We start from the raw sequence: 18,653 nt of genomic DNA on the forward strand, positions 1-18,653 counted from the left end.
TTGCTCGGCGCGACGGTAATTGTGGTTGGGTTCGCTCCGGTTCCACTCATTTTCATTCTTGGCGCTTGCCTCATGGCCGGGTTTCTTGCGACCGCGGCACTGTACGGTCAATGGCAACCCGAAACGATGAGGTCTGGCGCGATGGCCGCGCCGGTACCTGTCTTCAGCGCGATCGTCACATTTAACGTTGCACTTTTGCTCCGGGGTAGCGAGCTTGGCTGGTACCTCATTCCGCCCCTGGCAGCGGCCCTTTTCATCGGTTGTTTTGCATGGGCACGCAGGCGCGGACCATACGTCGAACCGAAGACTATCTCACACCGCAAATAGGAGGCCTCCATGCAAAAGGAATCCGCGCAAATGAAAGATTTCCAAGCCACACTTGCCACGGGTTGGACGGGCTTGATCTTCTGGGTTCTGATGGCTGGCTGCATTTTCCTTCCTTGGTTGCCGGTTGTGCAGTCGATGCCGGGTGCCGTCGCGGCGCTTTCGGTGATGTCGGTTGTTTACGTCTTTATCGTCGTTCCCTTGATCGTCAGCAACAGAAAGTCCGACTCTGGAAGGAGCCAATGACCGTTTGATAGCGGTTGTTTCGATGTACCAGCCCGCCATGACGATGCGCCTCTCCTTGCTAGGGGAGAGGCGCATCGTCGTGTTTGGCCGGGATATCCGAGATCAACCCTGGACCGGGTCTTTAGCATGTCGTTTTAGCGGCGACGCGTTGGATTCGGCCCAATCATTCGAATGGATAAACCGGGTAGGCGCGGAATCTCGCGGCCGTATCCTGCGTCGAGCGGAATGATCCAGCAGAATCCGACGGCAGCCGGCCAAACATCCCGCGACAACGCCCCGCACGGCCGGATTGGGCGCCAGGCCGTCCTTGCGACCCTTCGGAATAGTTTGTTAGTATGTCAGGACAAACTATCAAAGGAGAGCAAATGCCCCTCGTTCGCATTGATGTCAACGAAGGCCGCACACCAGAGCAGCTCGGTGACCTTAGCAAGCGAATCCACGATGCCATCCTCGCCGAGTACGGCATCCCTGAGCGCGACTACTTCCACATCATCACCGAGCATCCCGTGGGCCAGATTGTTGCGCAGGATGCCGGCCTCGGTTTCGAACGAAGTTCCGGCGTGGTCATGATCCAGATATTCACCCAGGGCGGCCGGAGCCGCGAAGCTAAGCAATCATTGTTCGCCGCCATTGCCGCCCAGCTCGGCGAGATTGGTGTCGCGGGCGAAGACGTCTTCCTGGGGTACGTCGAAAACAGTGCCGATGATTGGTCCTTCGGCTTTGGCCGCGCCCAGTATGTCACTGGCGAGCTTGCCGTTCCCGCGCGGTAAATCCGGCGTTTTGGGGCGGATTCAAGCCCAAGTCGCCGAGTAATTTATGCCATTACGTTTCGTTGTAAATATGTCAGTACAAACCTTTGACAGGACATGAATTCTGGTGCAAAGTAGTGGTTGTGGCCCCGCTCACTGCGGGCCGGCAAAAGCACCGGAGCTCTCACCGTCCCGCAAGAAGAGTTCACTACAGAAAGGTCCGCGATCACCGTGACCCACGAACTGCTCACCATCGGGCGCATCAGCGTTGATATCTACCCGAACGACATCGGTGTGGGACTGGAGGATGTGCAGTCCTTCGGCAAGTATCTTGGCGGCTCACCGTCCAACGTGGCCGTTGCCGCTGCCCGCCACGGCCGCCGTTCCGGCGTGATTACGCGCACCGGCGACGACCCTTTCGGCATCTACCTCCACCGCGAGCTGCGCAAGTTCAAGGTCGACGACGCATTCGTCACCCCGGTGCCGGGCCTTCAGACCCCGGCCACATTCTGCGCGATCCAGCCTCCGCACGACTTCCCGTTGTACTTCTACGGCCGTTTCCCGACGGCGCCGGACCTGCAGATCAAGGCCGAGGAACTGGACCTGGCTGCCATCAAGGACGCCGGCATCTTCTGGTCCACCGTGACCGGCCTCTGCCAGGAACCGAGCCGTTCGGCCCACCTCGCGGCCCACGAAGCACGGCCGCGGACCGGACTGGGCGAGGGCCAGTACACCATCCTGGACCTGGACTACCGGCCGATGTTCTGGGCTTCCGAGGATGAGGCGCGGGCAGAGGTCGCCAAGATCCTTCCGCACGTCACGGTGGCCATCGGCAATGACAAGGAATGTGCCGTCGCCGTGGGCGAGGGAACCCCGGACGAGCAGGCCGACCGCCTCCTGGCCGCAGGCGTCGAGATCGCCGTCGTCAAGCTCGGACCCGAAGGCGTCATGGCCAAGACCCGCACCGAACGCGTTGTCTCCGCTCCCGTCCCCGTGGAGACCGTCAACGGCCTGGGTGCCGGCGACTCGTTCGGCGGCGCCTTCTGTCACGGTCTGCTGTCCGGCTGGCCTTTGGCCCAGATCCTGGACTACGCCAACGCCGCAGGGGCTATCGTCGCCTCCCGCCTCTCCTGCGCCGACGCGATGCCGACGCCGGAGGAAGTCACCTCGTTGCTCGCCGAACGCGGCCGCCTGACCCCGGCCGGCGACGCCGGCACCGAAGCAGTAGCTTCCCACGCAGCAGTTTCCGAAGGAGCAACACGTTGAGCTTCAATGATGACCCCCGCCGTTACGAGCACCTCAGTGCCATCCGGCTTGAAGATCCCGACGCCGTTGCCCGCGCTGCCGCCGCACGTCGCCGCCACCCGGGCCTGAAGTACGGGACCCAGAACTTCATCGTGGCCGCCGACCACCCGGCCCGCGGCGCCCTAAGCGTCGGTTCAGACCCGGTGGCCATGGCGGACCGCCGGGATCTTTTGGACCGCCTGCAGATCGCTTTGGCGAATCCCGCCGTCGACGGTGTCCTGGCCTCGCCGGACATCATGGATGACCTGCTCCTGCTCGGGGCGCTTGAGGGCAAGCTTGTCTTCGGCTCGATGAACCGCGGCGGACTCGCGGGGTTGGTCAACGAAATCGACGACCGTTTCACGGGCCACACCGCAGCCGCCCTGGACGCACTCGGTGCCGACGGCGGGAAGATGCTTACCCGGATCTGCCTCGGTGACCCGGATACGGCGTCGATCCTGGAAGCGACGGCCAAGGCGGTGGACTCCCTCGCAGCGCGCAAGCTCATCGCCATGGTGGAACCGTTCCTGTCCGTCCGCGAGGCGAACGGCAAGGTCCGCAACGACCTGTTCCCGGACGCGGTCATCAAGTCGGTGGCGATTGCGCAGGGCCTTGGTTCCACGAGCGCCTACACCTGGATGAAGCTCCCGGTCGTGGCCGAGATGGAACGCGTCATGGCCGCCACCACACTGCCCACGGTCCTGTTGGGCGGAGATCCGGACGCGGGCCAGGACGAGGTCTTCGCCAGCTGGCAGGCCGCGCTTGCCCTGCCCGGAGTCCAAGGATTGACTGTGGGACGGACCCTTTTGTATCCGGCCGACGGGGACGTGGCCGGGGCCGTGGCCACCGCCGCCTCGCTCCTGAAAACGCCAGCGCTGCTGAAGACACCTGCGAAAGTATCGGAGTAAGAGTAATGTCAACGCGCAGAATGACGGTCGCCCAGGCGGTTGTCGTGTTCCTGTCCAAGCAGTACACGGTGGACACAGTCGGCGGGAGCGAGTACCGGGAGCGACTGATCCCCGGCACCTTCGGGATCTTCGGACACGGCAACGTCGCCGGCGTCGGCCAGGCCCTCAAGCAGTACCAGCATCTCGACCCGAGCATCATGCCGTACTACCAGGGCCGCAACGAGCAGGCCCAGGCGCACCAGGCTGTCGGCTACGCCCGGCACACCCGCCGCCGCCAGACCTTCGCAATCAGCACCTCGATCGGCCCGGGTTCCTCGAACTTGCTGACCGGCGCCGCGCTGGCCACCACCAACCGGCTGCCGGTCCTGCTCCTGCCCAGCGACACGTTCGCCACCCGGGCCGCGGATCCCGTGCTGCAGCAGCTCGAGCTGCCCTACGCCTACGACATCACGGTCAACGACGCCTTCCGTCCGCTGTCCAAGTTCTTCGACCGGGTCTCCCGCCCGGAGCAGTTGTTCTCGGCGTTCCACCACGGCCTGCGCGTCCTGACGGACCCGGCCGAGACCGGCGCGGTCACCATTTCGCTGCCGCAGGACGTCCAGGCAGAAGCCTTGGATGTCCCGGAAGAATTCCTGGCCGAGCGCGAATGGCGGATTCGCCGCCCCGAAGCCGACGACGACGAGATCCGCCGCGCCGCCGAGGCCATCCGCGCCGCGAAACGGCCTTTGATCATCGCCGGCGGCGGCGTCCTCTACGCCTTCGCCAACGAGGAACTCGCCAAGTTCGCCGAGCTTACCGGCATCCCGGTGGGTAACACCCAGGCCGGCGTGGGCGTCCTTCCGTGGGACCACAAGTTCTCGCTCGGAGCCATCGGCTCCACGGGCACGACGGCGGCGAACGCCATCGCGGCCGAGGCTGACTTGATCATCGGCATCGGTACCCGTTACGAGGACTTCACGACGGCGTCGCGCACTGCGTTCCAAAACCCCGACGTGAAGTTCGTCAACATCAACGTGGCCGCGATCGACGCGTACAAGCACGGCACCGTGCTGCCGATCGTCGCCGATGCCCGCAAGGCCCTGGTCAAGCTGAACCAGGCGCTCGGCGGCTACCGTGTCGGCGCGGACCTTGAGCAGAAGATCGCGGCGGAGAAGAAACGCTGGGACGGCATCGTGGACGAAGCCTTCGACACCAGGCACACGCCGCTCCCGGCGCAGAACGAGATCATCGGCGCCACCAACCGGGCCATGGATGAGCAGGACGTTGTCATCTGCGCCGCCGGATCCTTGCCGGGTGACCTGCACAAGATGTGGCGTGTCCGGGATCCGTTCGGCTACCACGTCGAATATGCCTACTCGTGCATGGGCTACGAGATCCCCGGCGGCCTGGGTGTCAAGCGTGCCGCGTTGGCCGAGGCCTCTGCGGGCGGCAAGGACCGGGACGTGGTCGTCATGGTGGGGGACGGCTCCTACCTGATGATGCACACCGAACTGGTTACCGCGGTCGCCGAACGCATCAAACTGATCGTCGTCCTCATCCAGAACCACGGCTACGCCTCGATCGGCTCGCTCTCCGAGTCGCTGGGCTCGCAGCGCTTCGGCACCCAGTACCGGGTCCTGGACAAGGAACGGCACTCCTTCGACGCCGGCGAGAACCTGCCCATTGACTTGGCCACGAACGCCGAATCCCTCGGCGCGAAGGTGATCCGGATCGAACCGGGCGAGAAAGTCATCGCCGAACTGGAACAGGCCATCCGCGACGCGAAAGCCGCCCCGGAAGAGACCGGACCGATCGTCATCCACGTCGAATCGGACCCCCTGCTGGACGCCCCGAGCTCCGAATCCTGGTGGGACGTCCCCGTCTCCCAGGTCTCCGAACTCGAATCCACCCAACAGGCCTACCAGACGTATACAGACCACAAGAACCGCCAGCGCAAGCTGCTCGGCTAACCCCCTCAAGCTCGCTTCAAGCCACAGACAAGGAAGTCCGCACATGTCGACGACGACCACCCTGACCACCATCCAACATTTCATCAACGGTGTAGAAACCGCAGGCGCCGGCGATCGCAGCCAGCCGGTCTACAACCCGGCCACCGGCGCAGTCTCCGCAACGTTGCGCCTCGCGAACCGGGCCGATCTTGACGCCACGGTCGCCGCGGCGAAGGCTGCTGCGGAAAAGTGGGGCGATTTCTCCCTGGCCAAGCGCACCGCGGTGCTGTTCAAGTTCCGCGAACTGGTCGCCTCACACGTGGACGAACTCGCGGCCCTGATCACGGCCGAGCACGGCAAGGTCATCTCCGATGCCAAGGGCGAGATCGGCCGCGGCCTGGAAGTGATCGAGTTCGCCTGCGGCATCCCGCAGCTGCTCAAGGGCGACTACTCGGACCAGGTCTCCACCGGCATCGACGTGTTCTCCTTCCGCGAGCCGCTCGGCGTCGTCGCCGGCATCACCCCGTTCAACTTCCCCGTCATGGTTCCGCTGTGGATGGCGCCGATGGCGATCGCCACGGGCAACGCGTTCATCCTCAAGCCCTCCGAACGGGACCCCTCCGCCTCGATGCTCCTCGCGAAGCTGTGGAAGCAGGCCGGCCTGCCCGACGGCGTCTTCCAGGTCCTGCACGGTGACAAGGAAACCGTCGACGGGCTCCTGACCCACCCGGATGTGGACGGCATCTCCTTCGTCGGCTCCACTCCGATCGCGAAGTACGTCCACGAAACCGCCACCAAGCACGGCAAGCGGGTCCAGGCCCTGGGCGGCGCGAAGAACCACGCGATCATCATGCCCGACGCCGACTTGGACAACGCCGCCGACCATCTGGCGGCCGCCGCGTTCGGTTCCGCGGGCGAGCGGTGCATGGCCATCTCGGTCGCGGTCGCCGTCGGCGATGCCGCCGAGCTGCTGGTGAAGAAGGTCGAGGAGCGCGCCCTGGCCGTGAAGGTCAAGAACGGCACCGAGCCCGACGCCGAAATGGGACCGGTCATCACCCCGGCCTCCAAGGAACGCATCGTGCGGATCGTCACCGAAGCCGAAGCCGCGGGAGCGGCGATGGTCGTGGACGGCCGCGACCTCGTGGTCCCCGGCCACGAAGAAGGCTTCTGGGTCGGCCCCACCGTGATCGACCACGTCAAGACCGAAATGACCGCCTACACCGAGGAAATCTTCGGACCCGTCCTCGTCGTCGTCCGCGTCGAGGACCTGGACGCGGGCATCAAGCTCATCAACTCCAACCCGTACGGCAACGGCACCGCGATCTTCACCTCCTCCGGCGCCAACGCCCGGAAGTTCCAGCGCTCCGTCACCGTGGGCATGGTGGGCATCAACGTGCCCCTGCCGGTACCGGTGGCCTACCACTCCTTCGGCGGCTGGAAAGCCTCGCTCTTCGGCGACAAGCACATCTACGGACCCGAAGGCGTGTCCTTCTACACCCGCGGCAAGGTGGTCACCTCCCGCTGGCCCGAACCCACCCACGCCTCCGGCGCTTCCTACAACTTCCCCTCCAACTAGTCCCCTTCCACCCAACTAACTAGCATTTGTTGTCGTTATGAGCCCTCATAACGACAACAAATGCGAGTCAGTTGGGCCGGCCGAGCGCCGTTTGAACAAGGATTGAGCAATGACAGAGAACAAACTCATCATCGGCACGGCCCCGGACTCCTGGGGCGTCTGGTTCGCGGATGACCCTCAGCAGACCCCTTGGGAGCGATTCCTGGACGAAGTGGCCGAGTCTGGCTACAAGTGGATCGAACTAGGCCCCTACGGCTACTTGCCGAACGACCCCACCCGCCTCGCCGAGGAACTCAAGCAGCGCGACCTCAAAGTCACCGCGGGTACGGTCTTCACGGCCTTCCACCGCGGCGCCGCACAGTACGAGGAAGCCTGGGAGCCGGCACGCAAGGTTGCCGAACTGACGGCTGCCATGGGTGGCGAGCACATCGTGGTCATCCCGGCCATGTGGCGCGACGACGTCACGGGTGAGGCTGTGGAAAGCGGGGAACTCACCGAGAAAGCCTGGAGCGATCTGTTCGCCGGCCACAACCGCATGGGCAAAGTGCTGCTGGAAGACTTCGGGCTCAAGCAGCAATTCCACTCCCACGCAGATTCCCACGTAGGCGCCCAGGCCGATATCGAAACGCTTCTGGCGTCTACCGATCCCCAGTACCTGAATCTGTGCCTGGACACCGGGCACGCGGAATACTGCGGAGCGTCCAGCCTGGAACTGATCAAAAACTACCCGGACCGGATCGGCTACCTGCACCTGAAGCAGATCAACCCGGAAGTCTTGAAGAAGGTCAACGAGGAAAACTTGACCTGGGCCGCTGCCAACCTGGCCGGTGTCATGACCGAACCGCCGAACGGACTGCCGGATCTTCGGGCAGTCATCGAAGCCGTTGAAGGACTTAACCGCCCGATCTTTGGCATTGTGGAACAGGATATGTACCCCGTGGCCTTCGACGTCCCGATGCCCATCGCCAAGCGTACCCGCAACTACCTGCTCTCGTGCGGCTCCCGCACGACTGTCAACTAACGCTGCCTCTCAAGCACAGACAACTAAGGACAGAAACAATGACTGACATTCTCCGCGTGGCCGTCATCGGCGCAGGCCGCATGGGCGCCGACCACATCAAGCGGCTCAGCACCCGCATCCACGGCGCCGAAGTGGCCGCCGTCGTCGACGTCGACCTCGCCCGGGCGCAGGCCGCCATCGCAGGGATCGACGGCGCCGTCGCCCTCGCCAGCGCCGAAGAGGCCCTCAACAACGGCGACGTCAACGCCGTACTGATCGCGACCCCGGGATTCCTGCATGAGGAAATCCTGTACAGGGCACTGGAGAAGGACTTCCCCATCCTCTGCGAAAAGCCGCTGACCCCTGATGCCGAGAGTGCCTGGAAGGTTGTGCAAGCCGAAACGGCGCTCGGCCACAAGCGGATCCAGGTGGGCTTCATGCGCCGCTTCGACGCCGAATACGCCGCCCTGGGTTCCGTGATCCGCGATCGTGAACTCGGCGAGCTCCTCATGCTGCACCACCAGCACCGCAACCCGGACACGCCCCAGGGATTCACCAACGAGATGCTCATCAACGACTCCGTGGTCCACGAATTCGATGCCATCCGCTTCTTCACCGGCGAGGAAATCACCTCCGTGCAGGTCCGCCTGGGCAAGGCGACGCGTAACGCCCCGAACGGCCAGCACGACCCGCAGCACGTCCTGATCGAGACCGAGTCCGGTGTCCTGGCCGACGTCGAAATCTACGTGAACGCCAAGTTCGGCTACGAAGTGGCCACCCAGGCGTCCTTCGAGGACGGCATCGTGAGCATCGGCGGCGACGGCGGACCTTACGTCCGCAGCGCCGGCCGCTGGGGCGGCAAGGTCACTCCAGGTTTCGAAGAGCGCTTCGGTGCCGCGTACGACGTCGAGGTCCAGGCCTGGGTCGACGGCGCCCGCCGCGGCGAAATCGGCGGCCCCACCGCCTGGGACGGCTACGCCACCGCAGCTTGCTGCGAAGCGGGCGTCGAAGCCCAGAAGTCGGGCGAAAAGGTCGCGGTACAGCTCAACACCAAGCCTGAGCTGTACAAGTAGGAATGACCATGAAGATTGCCCTCGACCCCACACCGTTCCACCACAGCCACAGCCTGCTGGAGTTTCCGCGACTGGCCGCCGATCTCGGCTACAAATACCTCCAGCTGACCCCGCACGCTGACTTTATCCCGTTCTTCAACCACCCAAAGGCCCACGACGAACTGGTGGGCCAGTTGAAGAAGGCCTGCAAGGACGCCGACGTCGAGATCGCCTCGGTGCTTCCCGTTCTGCGCTGGTCCGGACCGGACGAAGACGCCCGCGAGGCCGCGGTCCGTTACTGGAAGCGTGCCATCCGGATCACCGTTGATCTTGGCGTGCAGACCATGAACACCGAATTCAGCGGCCGCCCGGAAAAGGCAGAGGAGTCCGAAAGGGCGTTCTACCGCTCCATGGAAGAGCTGCTTCCGATCATTGAGCGCGAAGGCCTGGACGTCCTCATCGACCCGCACCCGGACGACTTCGTGGAGGACGGACTCGCCGCCCTGCGCGTCATCCGGGGCGTGAACTCGCCCAACATCGGCATGGTCTACGTTGCCTCCCACACGTTCCACATGGGCAACAAGCCGCTCGACATCATGCGGGCCGCGGGGGACAAGCTGCGCCTGGTCCACGTGTCCGACACCATGGACCACCACGCCTCCCACGGGCTGCGCTACATCACCAACCCGCCCGGAAACGCCGTACGCGTGCACCAGCACCTCAAGATCGGCGACGGCGACGTCAACTGGGACGAGTTCTTCGGTGGACTCAAGGAAATCGGCTTCCTGGACAAGGACAACACCGTCATGGTGTCCAGCGTCTTCGCCGAGGACGACAACGCCAACGAGGTCTCCCGCTACCAGCTGGAAACCATGGGCAAGTACATCGCCAAGGTCCAGTAAGGGCAGACAACAAAGGGAGGCGGCGATCTCTCAAGATCGCCCCAGCTACCGAAGCAGGGATGCCAGGCAGGTGTTGTATCCGGCCATGACTTCCTCGAAACTAAGCAGTCGCGGCCTGCCATGAACGGTGGTCTTGTGAAATGCGGGGAGTTCTTCCGGGGAGCACAGCAGCGGTTCGCAGCTGCGACCGGCGGTTTCCAGGGTGGCGATGCCCCAAGGGCGAACGGCCGGTGTGACAGTGATGTCGATGGCGTTCAGCGTGTCGGTGAGGAGGTTGCGGACGACCGACCTCCAAGCGGCAACGAAGGATTCGCAGAGCATTTCGATCTTGTCGTTGTCATTGAGATCGTAGCTCCGAAGCAAATCTTCGGAGAGGCTGTCCCACTCTTCGGTGGACCGTACGAGCAGGTGGGCGGCCCGGATACGGGCGCTGGTTTCGTTCAAGGAAGGCATTAGTCTTCTTTCAAGGTTGGCGTCTGTAGGGTCGCCTGTGGCTGGACCGGTTGCTGGTTCTTGCCGGGGTTGCGTGCGCTGGCGGCGCGGGCGACGTGGCTTCGGGCGTGGTCCACGGCGGGGCCTAGTTCGGTGAAGAGGTGTTTGTGGTGGCGAAGGGAGTCCAGGACTCCCACCTGGGTGACGAGCCGAAGGTGGCGCTCCTGGATCCCCTTGATCAGCACAGTGATTCCGCGGCGTTCCAGAGCCTGGACGATGTCGGTGATTGTTCTGGCCCCGGTTGCGTCCAGGATCTGCAGTTGTGACATGCGGATGATCACGACGTCGACGTTCCGGATGGCGCTGACCCGCTCCAGGACGCGCTCGGCGGCGGCGAAGAACAATGCCCCGTCGAGCCGGAACACGGCGATGTGCTCGTCGCCTTCGTGGACCGGGCCCGGGATTTCCTCCCGGTGCACCCCGCTGGACCGGACCAAGGCACGCAGGGCGAAGAAGGCGGCGACCGCGATCCCGATTTCCACCGCTTCGATCAGGTCGAAGGACACGGTGATCAGCGCGGTGACGAAGAACACGACCGTGTCGGCGCGGGTTGATCCGATCACGCTGCGCAGCGTCTTGAGGGAGACCATGCGTGTCGCGGTGACCATCAGCACCCCGGCCAGCGCGGCAAGGGGGATGCGGGAAACCGGGCCTGTGGCCAGGTACACCACGGCCAGCAGGACCAGCGCATGGGTGATGGCGGCGAGGCGTGTCCGGCCGCCGGAGCGAATGTTCACCGCGGTGCGGGCGATGGCACCAGTGGCCGGCATGCCGCCGAAGAATCCGGACGCGACGGACGCCAGGCCCTGGCCCAGGAGCTCACGGTCCGCGTCGTAGGGGCCGGTATCGGAGATCGACGCCCCGACCCGTGCCGAGAGCAAGGACTCGATCGCGGCCAGGGCCGCGATCGTGGCCGCGGACCCGGCCAGTGCGGTGATCGTCGCCAGGTCCAGCGAAGGCATCATCGGGGCCGGCAGGGAGTCGGGCAGGGCACCGATCCGGGTCACGGGCAGATCGAGGAACTGCGCGGCCACAGTGGCGATGATGATCGCGATGAGCGAGCCCGGGATCCGGGGATGGATCCGCGGTGAGGCAACCATGATCACCGCGACCAGAGCTACCACGGCAACCGGGGCAAGAACCGAGGCTGGGGACACAGTGCCGATGGCCTGGATCGCCGAGATGACGGCGTTGCTGCTAGGCCCGGGCTTGCCGCCGAACGCGGCAGGGACCTGCTGCAGGAAAATGATTACCGCGATTCCGACGGTGAAGCCCTCGATCACAGGCCAGGGCAGGAGAGCCACGACCCGCCCGAGTTTGAGTAGCCCGGCGGCCACCACTATCACCCCGGCAAGGACCGAGACTGCGGCCAGTGCACCGATCCCGTGGGCAGCGATGACCGGGCCCAGAACCACGACCATGGCGCCGGTGGGTCCGGAGACCTGGATATTGGAACCACCGAAGACGGCCGCGATCACGCCAGCGATCACAGCGGTGATCAGTCCGCTGGCCGCACCCGCGCCGGAGCTGACACCGAACGCCAAAGCCAGCGGCAGCGCGACGATGCCGACGGTGACCCCGGCAACCAGGTCTCCTTTCCAGGTACGCGGCAACAGCGCGTAATCCTGCCGCACGGGCAGGAAAGCCCGGGCCGCGACCAGGACCTTCACGGGGTGCTGGCCGCTGCGGCTGACGCGGGTGCAGTCGCTTCTGAGGACTCAAGCTGCGCCCGGGTGGTGTGCAGCATGTCGTTGAGCAGCAGTCTCGCCACGGAGAGGAGTTCGGCGACCTGAGGGTACGCCAAGGTGTAGAACATCTGCAGCGCCCGTCGTTCTCCCTTGACGAGCTGATATCGGCGCAGCACCGACAGATGCTGAGACAGGTGCGAAGCCTCCAGGCCTGTTGCGGCCAGAAGCTCTGTCACTGACACTTCGGGCGCCGCCGACAGTAGCTCCAGAACCCGGATCCTGACCGGGTGAGCCAGCCCCTTGAACAGATTGGCCTTCACCTCGTACAGCGGTGCCCGGAAATCCGCGAACTCTTCCATGACTGCCTCCTTGCCCGTCACCACAAGCCTTTGCTTGATTATTTTATGGATTCATCATCCAGTGTAACAAGGGCGGGAACGGAAAGCCTTACGGGCCAGCGCGAAGGGCCCCATCCGACTTCTCGGATGAGGCCCTCTCGTTACGCTGGCTTGTTGCAGGTTCCTGGGTCGTCGCCTTCAGCGCCCTGAGAAGCGATGCTACCCGTTGGTCAATATTCCATAGTTGGGATTGGCGTTGAAGAATGCCTGGACTGGAGCGGTGATGACCGTTGCGCTGCACTTCCGTGTTTCGGTCGCAGGCGCGCCTTGGCAGTTGTTGCCACCGCCGCGAATTCCGCTAATGATGCCTGCAGCATATGCGTAACCGTTACGTGCAGCGACCACGGGTAGGTGGCCCCCAAGGGCAAATAATCCGAACGATGAAGAAACTCCAGGAGATGCCCGCACATGGTCGAACAGAACGGTTTCTCCATCAGTGAGCTACGGCGCCGTCCCATCATGGCGCTTACAGCATTGCTGGGCATGCTCATTATTGTGATCGCGATTGCGCTGCCTGCGCTGTGGACAGACAGCTACCCGGTTCGAATATTCTCAGCGAGCATGACCGTAGCAGGCGCTGGCGTCTTGGTGCTCGGGCTTTCAGTGAGCACCTTTCTGAAGCCAGGTACCCGCGCAAAGGAATTCACCTTTGTAGGTTCTGGGGGGATTGGAATGGCAATGATGGTCATCGGCGCACTGACTCTCGTGGAAATCGACCGCCCGGTGTGAAAATTGAGTGGGAGGGCGGGGAAACCCGACCCTCCCACACAATTTCCGTGGTGTCGCGACTAGTTCCTATGCCGTCACGTTCAGCGACGCCGTGAGCGCTGCGTCGGCGTCCCGCAGGACCTTGGCGGCCACTTCGAGCCCTTCGATCCGGCCGAGCGAAGTGTCTTCGTGCTCGATGTTGACCAGCATGTTCGGGTCCGCTTCATGCAGGGCACGCAGGAACTCGGTCCAGTAGGCGGTGTCATGCCCGCGGCCGAGGGCAACGAAGTCCCACGCGGAGTTCTTGGGCCATTCGTTGGCCCACTCGTCGCCGCCGAGGTTCGTGCGGCTTTCGTCCGGTGAGAGGCGACGGAAGCTGTTGTCGAGGACCCCGTAGAGGGCGGCATTCTCGGTATTGACGCGGACGTCTTTCGCGGCTGCCTGAAAAACCAGCGGGCCGAGTTCGCGGACCACTGCTACCGGATCCATCTGCTGCCAGAACAGGTGCGAAGCATCCAGTTCAACGCCCACATGGGTGGCTCCTGTGAGCTCGATGAGCTTGCGGACGTCGGCAGTGTTGAACACGATGTTCTGCGGGTGCAGCTCGAGGGCCACCTTGACGCCATGGTCAGCGGCCAGGCGATCGGTCTCGCGCCAGAACTTCGCCGCGACGCCCCACTGGTAATCCAACACCTCCAAAGCCGCCGAATTCCAGGCGTTGACGATCCAGTTCGTCACGGTCGCGCCGGGCTCACCGCCGGGCAGGCCGGACATAGTCACTACCCGGTTCTGTCCGAGGCGCTCCGCAAGCCGTATGGAGCGGCGAATGTCCTCGGCATGCTTCTCGCCGATCTCGCGCTTCGGGTGCAAGGGGTTGCCGTTGCAGTTGAGTCCTGCGATCGCGACGCCGGTCCCCTCGAAGATCGCGAGGTAGTCGTCGCGGGCGGCATCCGACACAAGAATGTCGTCGAAGGTGGGGACGTGGACCGCGGGCAGAAACCCGCCCGTGTTGACCTCGATTCCCGTGAGGCCCAGATCAGCAATGACCTTGAGGGCTTCGGGAAGCGGCCTGTCGTGCAGGATCGCGTTGTAGACGCCGAGTTTCATAGCGTGATCGTCTTTCCGTTGTTGAGTGCGGATTCCGTGACAGCGCCGAGCAGTTCCATGTTGCGCACGCCTTCGTCGAACGTGGCGCAGCGCGGAAGGGACTCGGATTCCGGCAAACCGGCAACCTCTTCGAGGAACGCGCGGGTCTGGTAGCCGAAGGCGTCGTTCTGGCCGAAGCCAACCTCGGGGGCGTCCATGGCGAGGCCGCCGGCGATGTAGGGGTGGCCCGGGCCGAGGATGACCTGGCGGTAGCCGTTCTCGTTGCCGGAGCCATCGTTAAGGAACAGCTGGATTTCGGAGGGGCGACGCTGGTCGAACTTGGCCGCTCCGTTCTCGCAGAACACTTCGAAGTTGAGGCTGTTGGCGTGGCCGGCGGCAACGCGGGAGACTTCGAAGCTGCCAGCGCCGGTTTCGAACTCAGCGTTGAAGGCGGCGTAGTCGTCGTTCTCCACGGCCTCGAAGGTGTCGCTCACGGCGGCGTGGTCGTGGCCCATGACGGCGGCGAGCGGCAAGGGGCGCTTGTCGATGACGGTGCTCAGGCGCCCGCCGCTGATGGACTTGATGTCGCCGCACAGGAACTCGGAGACGTAGGCCAAGTGGCTTCCGACGTCGGCCAGCGCTCCGGAACCGGGGCCGCCCTTGTAGCGCCAGCTCATGGGAGCCGACGGGCTGAAGCCGTAGTCGGTCCAGTAGCGGCCGCTGAAGTGCAGCACCTTGCCGAGGACGCCGGTGCGGATCAAATCGCGGATGTAGGCAATGCCGGGCGTGCGGCGGAACGTAAAGCCGATGCGCGCGATGCTGGAAGCGTTGCGGGCGGCCTCGGCCATGGCGCGGGCATCCTCGATCGAGTCACTCAGCGGCTTCTCGCAGAGGACGTGCTTGCCTGCGGCCAGGAGTCCCTCGACCACCTCGCGGTGGAGGGAATTCGCGATGACGACACTTACGACGTCGATGTCGTCGGCTTCCGCGATCGCCTGCCATGAGGTGTCATTGCGTTCGTAGCCAAAACGTCGGGCGGCGAGGGACCCGAACTCTGCGTTCACATCGCCGATCGACACGAGGCGCACCGGCGGAAGCACCGGGCTGTAAAGGGCCGACGCGGTGCGGTAGGCCGCCGCGTGTGCCTTGCCGGCCATTCCTGCGCCGATGACGGCGACCCCTAGGCTCTCAGCCATTGATTTCTCCTTCGAAATTCAGCCTGGGTGCCGAACACCCCTTTTGGCATTTTGGAGCGCTACAATTTAGCACTGGACTCAAAGCCTAATCATGTGAGTATGTCCTGTCAATGTCTTGCGAATACCCTTGGCAGCAGAGGAGAAAGGTTTCCGAACCATGAGTGCCACCAGTCCAAAAACCCGCCGCCCGACCATCTATGACGTTGCCAAGCTAGCCGGCGTCTCGCCGTCGTTGGTGTCTTTAGTGCTCCAGACGCCGGAGAGGGTCAGCGACAAGCGTCGCGAGGCCGTCCAGGCTGCAATCTCGGAGTTAGGGTACCGGCCCAGCCGGGCCGCGACCACCCTGGCGAGCAATCGGACCAAGAGCATCGGCCTGGTGATCGACGACTACCGCAACCTCTGGTTCGTGGACCTGCTCAGGGGCATGGAGTCCGTCCTCTCCGATCTCGGCTACCACGTCATGCTGGCAGACTCCCGGCCCGGCGAGAATCGGATCAAAGAAGCCGCGGACGGACTCCTCGCCATGCACATTGACGCGCTGGTGATCGCCGCTGAACCGAGCGAGCCCATGCTGACCCGAACGTGGGTGCCCACGGTGGTGGCCGGGTGGCGCAATGGGATGCCGAGAGGCGCGGACCTCATCACCAATGACGACGACGGCGGGGGCGGCATGGCCGCCAGCCATTTGCTGGGTCTGGGTCACACCCGCATCGGCCATCTCTCAGGGTCCGACGGCGCGTCAGCCCATCGGCGCGCCGGTTTCCGGCGGCAGATCCAGGCGGCCGGCGTCGAACTCCGGATTGCCGAGTCCCAGGGTACTTCGGAGGAAGATGGCTACGCAGCCGCTTCTTGGCTCCTGGACCACCATCCCGACACGACCGCGATCTTCGCGGCCAACGACACCATGGCCGTGGGCGCCTTTGCCGTCCTCAAGGCCCGGGGCCTCCGCGTGCCTGGCGACATTTCGGTGATCGGTTATGACAATTCCCCGCTGGCCAAGTCGAGGTACCTGGACATCACTTCCGTCGACAACCGTAGCGACCTTGTCGGCATTGATGCTGCGCACAGGCTGCTCGCGAGGATTGAAGACCCCACAATCAAGCCCGAGCGCACCTTGATTGATCCCGTCCTGGTTGTCCGCAACACCACGGCGTGGGTGTCGCGAGCCGCACCTTAGCCGTCATCGCCACCCTCGCCTCGCAAGTCCCCACAGGCTCCCAGCCTTCGCAAGCTCAGGCGGGGACCCTCGCCGGTGGGGCCCCCGGTTAGGGAACCCTGGCGGCGTGGGCCCACGTCATCAAACGCGGCTTTCACGTAAAAACATCCTAATGTCAGGACAAAGTATTGACATATGTGAGGCCAGTCACCATGATCTGTGTAGAGGGCTTTGAGCTCCTGCAGAGTGGCAGGGCCACAACCCCGATCAAAGGAGATTAATCGTGAAGAAGTTTTCCTGGCGGAAGGCGGCACTCGTTGCGGCCGTCGTTCCGATGATGGCTCTCAGTGCTTGTTCCAGCCAAGGTGGGAAGCCTGCTGACAGCGCCAACGCCGCCGGAGGCGGACAAGCCGTCAGCACTCCCCGGATGAAAGTAGCGCTCATCACCCACGCAGCGGCAGGCGATACGTTCTGGGATATCGTCCGCAAGGGTGCAGAGGAAGCATCCTTGAAGGACAACGTCGAACTCCTCTACACTAGCGACCCCGAGGCTGGCCGCCAGGCCCAGCTCGTGCAGCAGGCCATCGACCAGAAGGTTGACGGCATCGCCGTAACCCTTGCCACGCCGGATGCCCTCAAGGACGTACTCAAGAAGGCCACCGACGCCGGAATCCCGGTGGTGAGCCTCAACGCCGGCGAGAGCGTCTCGGCACAACTCGGGGCGTTCACCCACTTCGGCTCGAACGAGAAGCTCGCCGGCGAGGCCGTTGGAACCAGGCTTGCATCGCAAGGCTTCAAGCACCCGGTTTGCGTGATCCAGCAGCAAGGCCATGTTGGCCTCGAGGCCCGGTGTGCCGGTGTTAAGGCGAAAGTACCCGGAACGGAAATCCTTTACGTCGACGGCAAGGATATGACCTCGGTCCAATCCACCGCCACCGCGAAGCTCCAGGCAGCCAAGGATGCAGATGTCATCATCGGCCTCGGCGCACCGATCACCCTCACGCTCCTCAAATCGGTCACGGACGCCAGCAGCTCCGCAAAGGTAGCCAGCTTCGACCTGAACGCAGACCTCGCCCAAAAGATCGTGGATGGCGCCGTGATCTTCACTGTGGACCAGCAGCCGTGGCTCCAGGGCTACATGTCCGTTGACTCCCTGTGGCAGGCCAAACGCGGAGGATTCAAGCTCGGTGGTGGCCAGCCTGTACTGACCGGTCCAACCATCGTGGACAAGTCCAACGCTTCCGACGTCCTCAAATTCGCCCAGCAGGGCGTCCGCTAGATCCAGGATTCTGGCCGCGCGGCGGGTGACCGCCGCGCGGCCTGACCAACAAGGAGTTCTTCCTATGGCAAACACAGCAACCCTGCCGCCGGCGCCGGCTTCGGCCCCCGGCGATGAGCGGATCGGACGTCGGAGCCCGGTCCAGAAGTTTTTGGGGAGGCCCGAAGTCGGCGCCCTCGTCGGGGCCGTCGTCCTCTTCATTTTCTTCGCTTCGGTCTCGCAGACGTTCACGCAGCCGAACGCGCTCGCGACCGTCCTGTATGGTTCCTCGACGATCGGGATCATGGCGGTGGGGGTGTCGCTGTTGATGATCGGGGGCGAGTTCGACCTCTCCACCGGCGTGGCCGTGATTTCCTCGGCCCTGACCGCGTCCCTCTTCAGCTGGTATTTCTCAATGAATGCATGGGTCGGCGTCGTGCTGGCGCTCGTCGTTTCGCTCGGCATCGGTTTCATCAATGGGTGGATCCTGGTCAAGACGAAGCTGCCGTCCTTCATCGTCACGCTGGCGACGTTCCTGATGCTCACGGGCCTTAACCTGGCCCTGACCCGCCTGATCGGCGGGTCCGTGTCCTCTCCGTCGATTTCCAAGCTGGACGGGTTCGACTCGGCCCACGCGGTGTTCGCTTCCTCGATCAGCATCGGCGGGGTCGAGGTCAAGATCACGGTGTTCTTCTGGATCAT

18 protein-coding genes are annotated in these 18,653 nt (G+C 64.0%); 13 read left to right on the forward strand and 5 right to left on the reverse strand.

The genetic code is table 11. The features are described 5' to 3' along the window. Positions 1–336: 336 nt before the first annotated feature. The 9 genes from AB4074_RS13230 (at position 337) to AB4074_RS13270 (ending at position 9,969) form a co-directional block, all read left to right on the forward strand. Positions 337–570 carry a hypothetical protein gene (locus tag AB4074_RS13230; protein WP_441413784.1) on the forward strand — a complete coding sequence of 78 codons (234 nt, stop codon included), beginning with the start codon at positions 337–339 and terminating at the stop codon, positions 568–570. Between the two features lie 365 nt (positions 571–935). Beyond that, a complete protein-coding gene (locus tag AB4074_RS13235; protein WP_441413785.1) occupies positions 936–1,340 on the forward strand; it encodes a tautomerase family protein in 405 nt (134 codons plus the stop codon). 210 nt (positions 1,341–1,550) lie between these two features. Next, on the forward strand, positions 1,551–2,585 hold the full coding sequence (gene iolC, locus AB4074_RS13240; protein ID WP_441413786.1) for a 5-dehydro-2-deoxygluconokinase: 1,035 nt from the start codon (positions 1,551–1,553) through the stop codon (positions 2,583–2,585). Next, positions 2,582–3,511, forward strand: a complete 930-nt coding sequence (locus AB4074_RS13245) for a Cgl0159 family (beta/alpha)8-fold protein (protein ID WP_441413787.1) — start codon at positions 2,582–2,584, stop codon at positions 3,509–3,511. The genes iolC and AB4074_RS13245 overlap by 4 nt, the downstream gene beginning before the upstream one ends. 20 nt (positions 3,512–3,531) lie before the next feature. Further along, positions 3,532–5,460, forward strand: a complete 1,929-nt coding sequence (gene iolD / locus AB4074_RS13250; RefSeq protein WP_441413801.1) for a 3D-(3,5/4)-trihydroxycyclohexane-1,2-dione acylhydrolase (decyclizing) — start codon at positions 3,532–3,534, stop codon at positions 5,458–5,460. Between the two features lie 43 nt (positions 5,461–5,503). After that, positions 5,504–7,015, forward strand: a complete 1,512-nt coding sequence (locus AB4074_RS13255) for a CoA-acylating methylmalonate-semialdehyde dehydrogenase (RefSeq protein ID WP_441413788.1) — start codon at positions 5,504–5,506, stop codon at positions 7,013–7,015. A gap of 109 nt (positions 7,016–7,124) precedes the next feature. Next, positions 7,125–8,036, forward strand: a complete 912-nt coding sequence (locus AB4074_RS13260) for a sugar phosphate isomerase/epimerase family protein (protein ID WP_441413789.1) — start codon at positions 7,125–7,127, stop codon at positions 8,034–8,036. 38 nt (positions 8,037–8,074) lie between these two features. Further along, complete coding sequence (locus tag AB4074_RS13265) at positions 8,075–9,088, forward strand: Gfo/Idh/MocA family protein (RefSeq protein ID WP_441413790.1); 1,014 nt, start codon at positions 8,075–8,077, stop codon at positions 9,086–9,088. An 8-nt stretch (positions 9,089–9,096) separates the two neighbouring features. Then, the gene (locus tag AB4074_RS13270) at positions 9,097–9,969 is read left to right on the forward strand and encodes a sugar phosphate isomerase/epimerase family protein (protein WP_441413791.1); all 873 of its coding nucleotides are present in this window, start codon (positions 9,097–9,099) and stop codon (positions 9,967–9,969) included. A gap of 45 nt (positions 9,970–10,014) precedes the next feature. Here AB4074_RS13270 and AB4074_RS13275 read toward each other — a convergent pair whose 3' ends face one another. From AB4074_RS13275 to AB4074_RS13285, 3 genes are read right to left on the reverse strand one after another with little or no spacing between them, the layout of a single operon-like run. Then, the gene (locus tag AB4074_RS13275) at positions 10,015–10,422 is read right to left on the reverse strand and encodes a hypothetical protein (protein ID WP_441413792.1); all 408 of its coding nucleotides are present in this window, start codon (positions 10,420–10,422) and stop codon (positions 10,015–10,017) included. Beyond that, positions 10,422–12,131: a SulP family inorganic anion transporter gene (locus tag AB4074_RS13280; RefSeq protein ID WP_441413793.1), complete on the reverse strand. Its 1,710-nt coding sequence runs from the start codon at positions 12,129–12,131 to the stop codon at positions 10,422–10,424. The genes AB4074_RS13275 and AB4074_RS13280 overlap by 1 nt, the downstream gene beginning before the upstream one ends. Continuing rightward, positions 12,128–12,508 carry an ArsR/SmtB family transcription factor gene (locus AB4074_RS13285; protein ID WP_441413794.1) on the reverse strand — a complete coding sequence of 127 codons (381 nt, stop codon included), beginning with the start codon at positions 12,506–12,508 and terminating at the stop codon, positions 12,128–12,130. Before AB4074_RS13285 ends, AB4074_RS13280 begins: the two co-directional genes overlap by 4 nt. A gap of 447 nt (positions 12,509–12,955) precedes the next feature. On the opposite strand from AB4074_RS13285, the gene AB4074_RS13290 reads away from it, so the two are divergent. Beyond that, a complete protein-coding gene (locus AB4074_RS13290) occupies positions 12,956–13,276 on the forward strand; it encodes a hypothetical protein (protein WP_441413795.1) in 321 nt (106 codons plus the stop codon). Positions 13,277–13,342: 66 nt separating this feature from the next. Here AB4074_RS13290 and AB4074_RS13295 read toward each other — a convergent pair whose 3' ends face one another. Then, complete coding sequence (locus AB4074_RS13295; RefSeq protein ID WP_441413796.1) at positions 13,343–14,362, reverse strand: sugar phosphate isomerase/epimerase family protein; 1,020 nt, start codon at positions 14,360–14,362, stop codon at positions 13,343–13,345. Continuing rightward, positions 14,359–15,537, reverse strand: coding sequence for a Gfo/Idh/MocA family protein (locus AB4074_RS13300; RefSeq protein ID WP_441413797.1), 1,179 nt, complete (start codon positions 15,535–15,537; stop codon positions 14,359–14,361). The genes AB4074_RS13295 and AB4074_RS13300 overlap by 4 nt, the downstream gene beginning before the upstream one ends. Positions 15,538–15,694: 157 nt before the next feature. Between AB4074_RS13300 and AB4074_RS13305 the strand changes: the two genes are divergently transcribed. From AB4074_RS13305 to AB4074_RS13315, 3 genes are all read left to right on the forward strand, one after another. After that, positions 15,695–16,714, forward strand: a complete 1,020-nt coding sequence (locus AB4074_RS13305) for a LacI family DNA-binding transcriptional regulator (protein WP_441413798.1) — start codon at positions 15,695–15,697, stop codon at positions 16,712–16,714. A 262-nt stretch (positions 16,715–16,976) separates the two neighbouring features. Then, positions 16,977–17,972 (forward strand): substrate-binding domain-containing protein, encoded by a 996-nt coding sequence (locus AB4074_RS13310; RefSeq protein WP_441413799.1) that lies wholly within the window; start codon positions 16,977–16,979, stop codon positions 17,970–17,972. A gap of 64 nt (positions 17,973–18,036) precedes the next feature. Continuing rightward, on the forward strand, positions 18,037–18,653 hold a 617-nt coding region (locus AB4074_RS13315; protein ID WP_441413800.1), incomplete at its 3' end, for an ABC transporter permease.

This window comes from Arthrobacter sp. 2MCAF14 (genome assembly GCF_052115645.1).
In the GTDB taxonomy this organism is placed as follows: Bacteria; Actinomycetota; Actinomycetes; order Actinomycetales; family Micrococcaceae; genus Arthrobacter.

Excerpts from the sequence above, each read along its gene's own strand:
- AB4074_RS13270 (WP_441413791.1), top strand. The coding sequence starts at position 9,097 with ATGAAGATTGCCCTCGACCCCACACCGTTCCACCACAGCCACAGCCTG.
- AB4074_RS13255 (WP_441413788.1), top strand. The coding sequence starts at position 5,504 with ATGTCGACGACGACCACCCTGACCACCATCCAACATTTCATCAACGGT.
- AB4074_RS13290 (WP_441413795.1), top strand. The coding sequence starts at position 12,956 with ATGGTCGAACAGAACGGTTTCTCCATCAGTGAGCTACGGCGCCGTCCC.
- AB4074_RS13285 (WP_441413794.1), bottom strand. The coding sequence starts at position 12,508 with ATGGAAGAGTTCGCGGATTTCCGGGCACCGCTGTACGAGGTGAAGGCC.
- AB4074_RS13305 (WP_441413798.1), top strand. The coding sequence starts at position 15,695 with ATGAGTGCCACCAGTCCAAAAACCCGCCGCCCGACCATCTATGACGTT.
- AB4074_RS13235 (WP_441413785.1), top strand. The coding sequence starts at position 936 with ATGCCCCTCGTTCGCATTGATGTCAACGAAGGCCGCACACCAGAGCAG.
- AB4074_RS13295 (WP_441413796.1), bottom strand. The coding sequence starts at position 14,362 with ATGAAACTCGGCGTCTACAACGCGATCCTGCACGACAGGCCGCTTCCC.
- AB4074_RS13260 (WP_441413789.1), top strand. The coding sequence starts at position 7,125 with ATGACAGAGAACAAACTCATCATCGGCACGGCCCCGGACTCCTGGGGC.
- AB4074_RS13265 (WP_441413790.1), top strand. The coding sequence starts at position 8,075 with ATGACTGACATTCTCCGCGTGGCCGTCATCGGCGCAGGCCGCATGGGC.
- AB4074_RS13275 (WP_441413792.1), bottom strand. The coding sequence starts at position 10,422 with ATGCCTTCCTTGAACGAAACCAGCGCCCGTATCCGGGCCGCCCACCTG.
- AB4074_RS13230 (WP_441413784.1), top strand. The coding sequence starts at position 337 with ATGCAAAAGGAATCCGCGCAAATGAAAGATTTCCAAGCCACACTTGCC.
- iolD (WP_441413801.1), top strand. The coding sequence starts at position 3,532 with ATGACGGTCGCCCAGGCGGTTGTCGTGTTCCTGTCCAAGCAGTACACG.
- AB4074_RS13300 (WP_441413797.1), bottom strand. The coding sequence starts at position 15,537 with ATGGCTGAGAGCCTAGGGGTCGCCGTCATCGGCGCAGGAATGGCCGGC.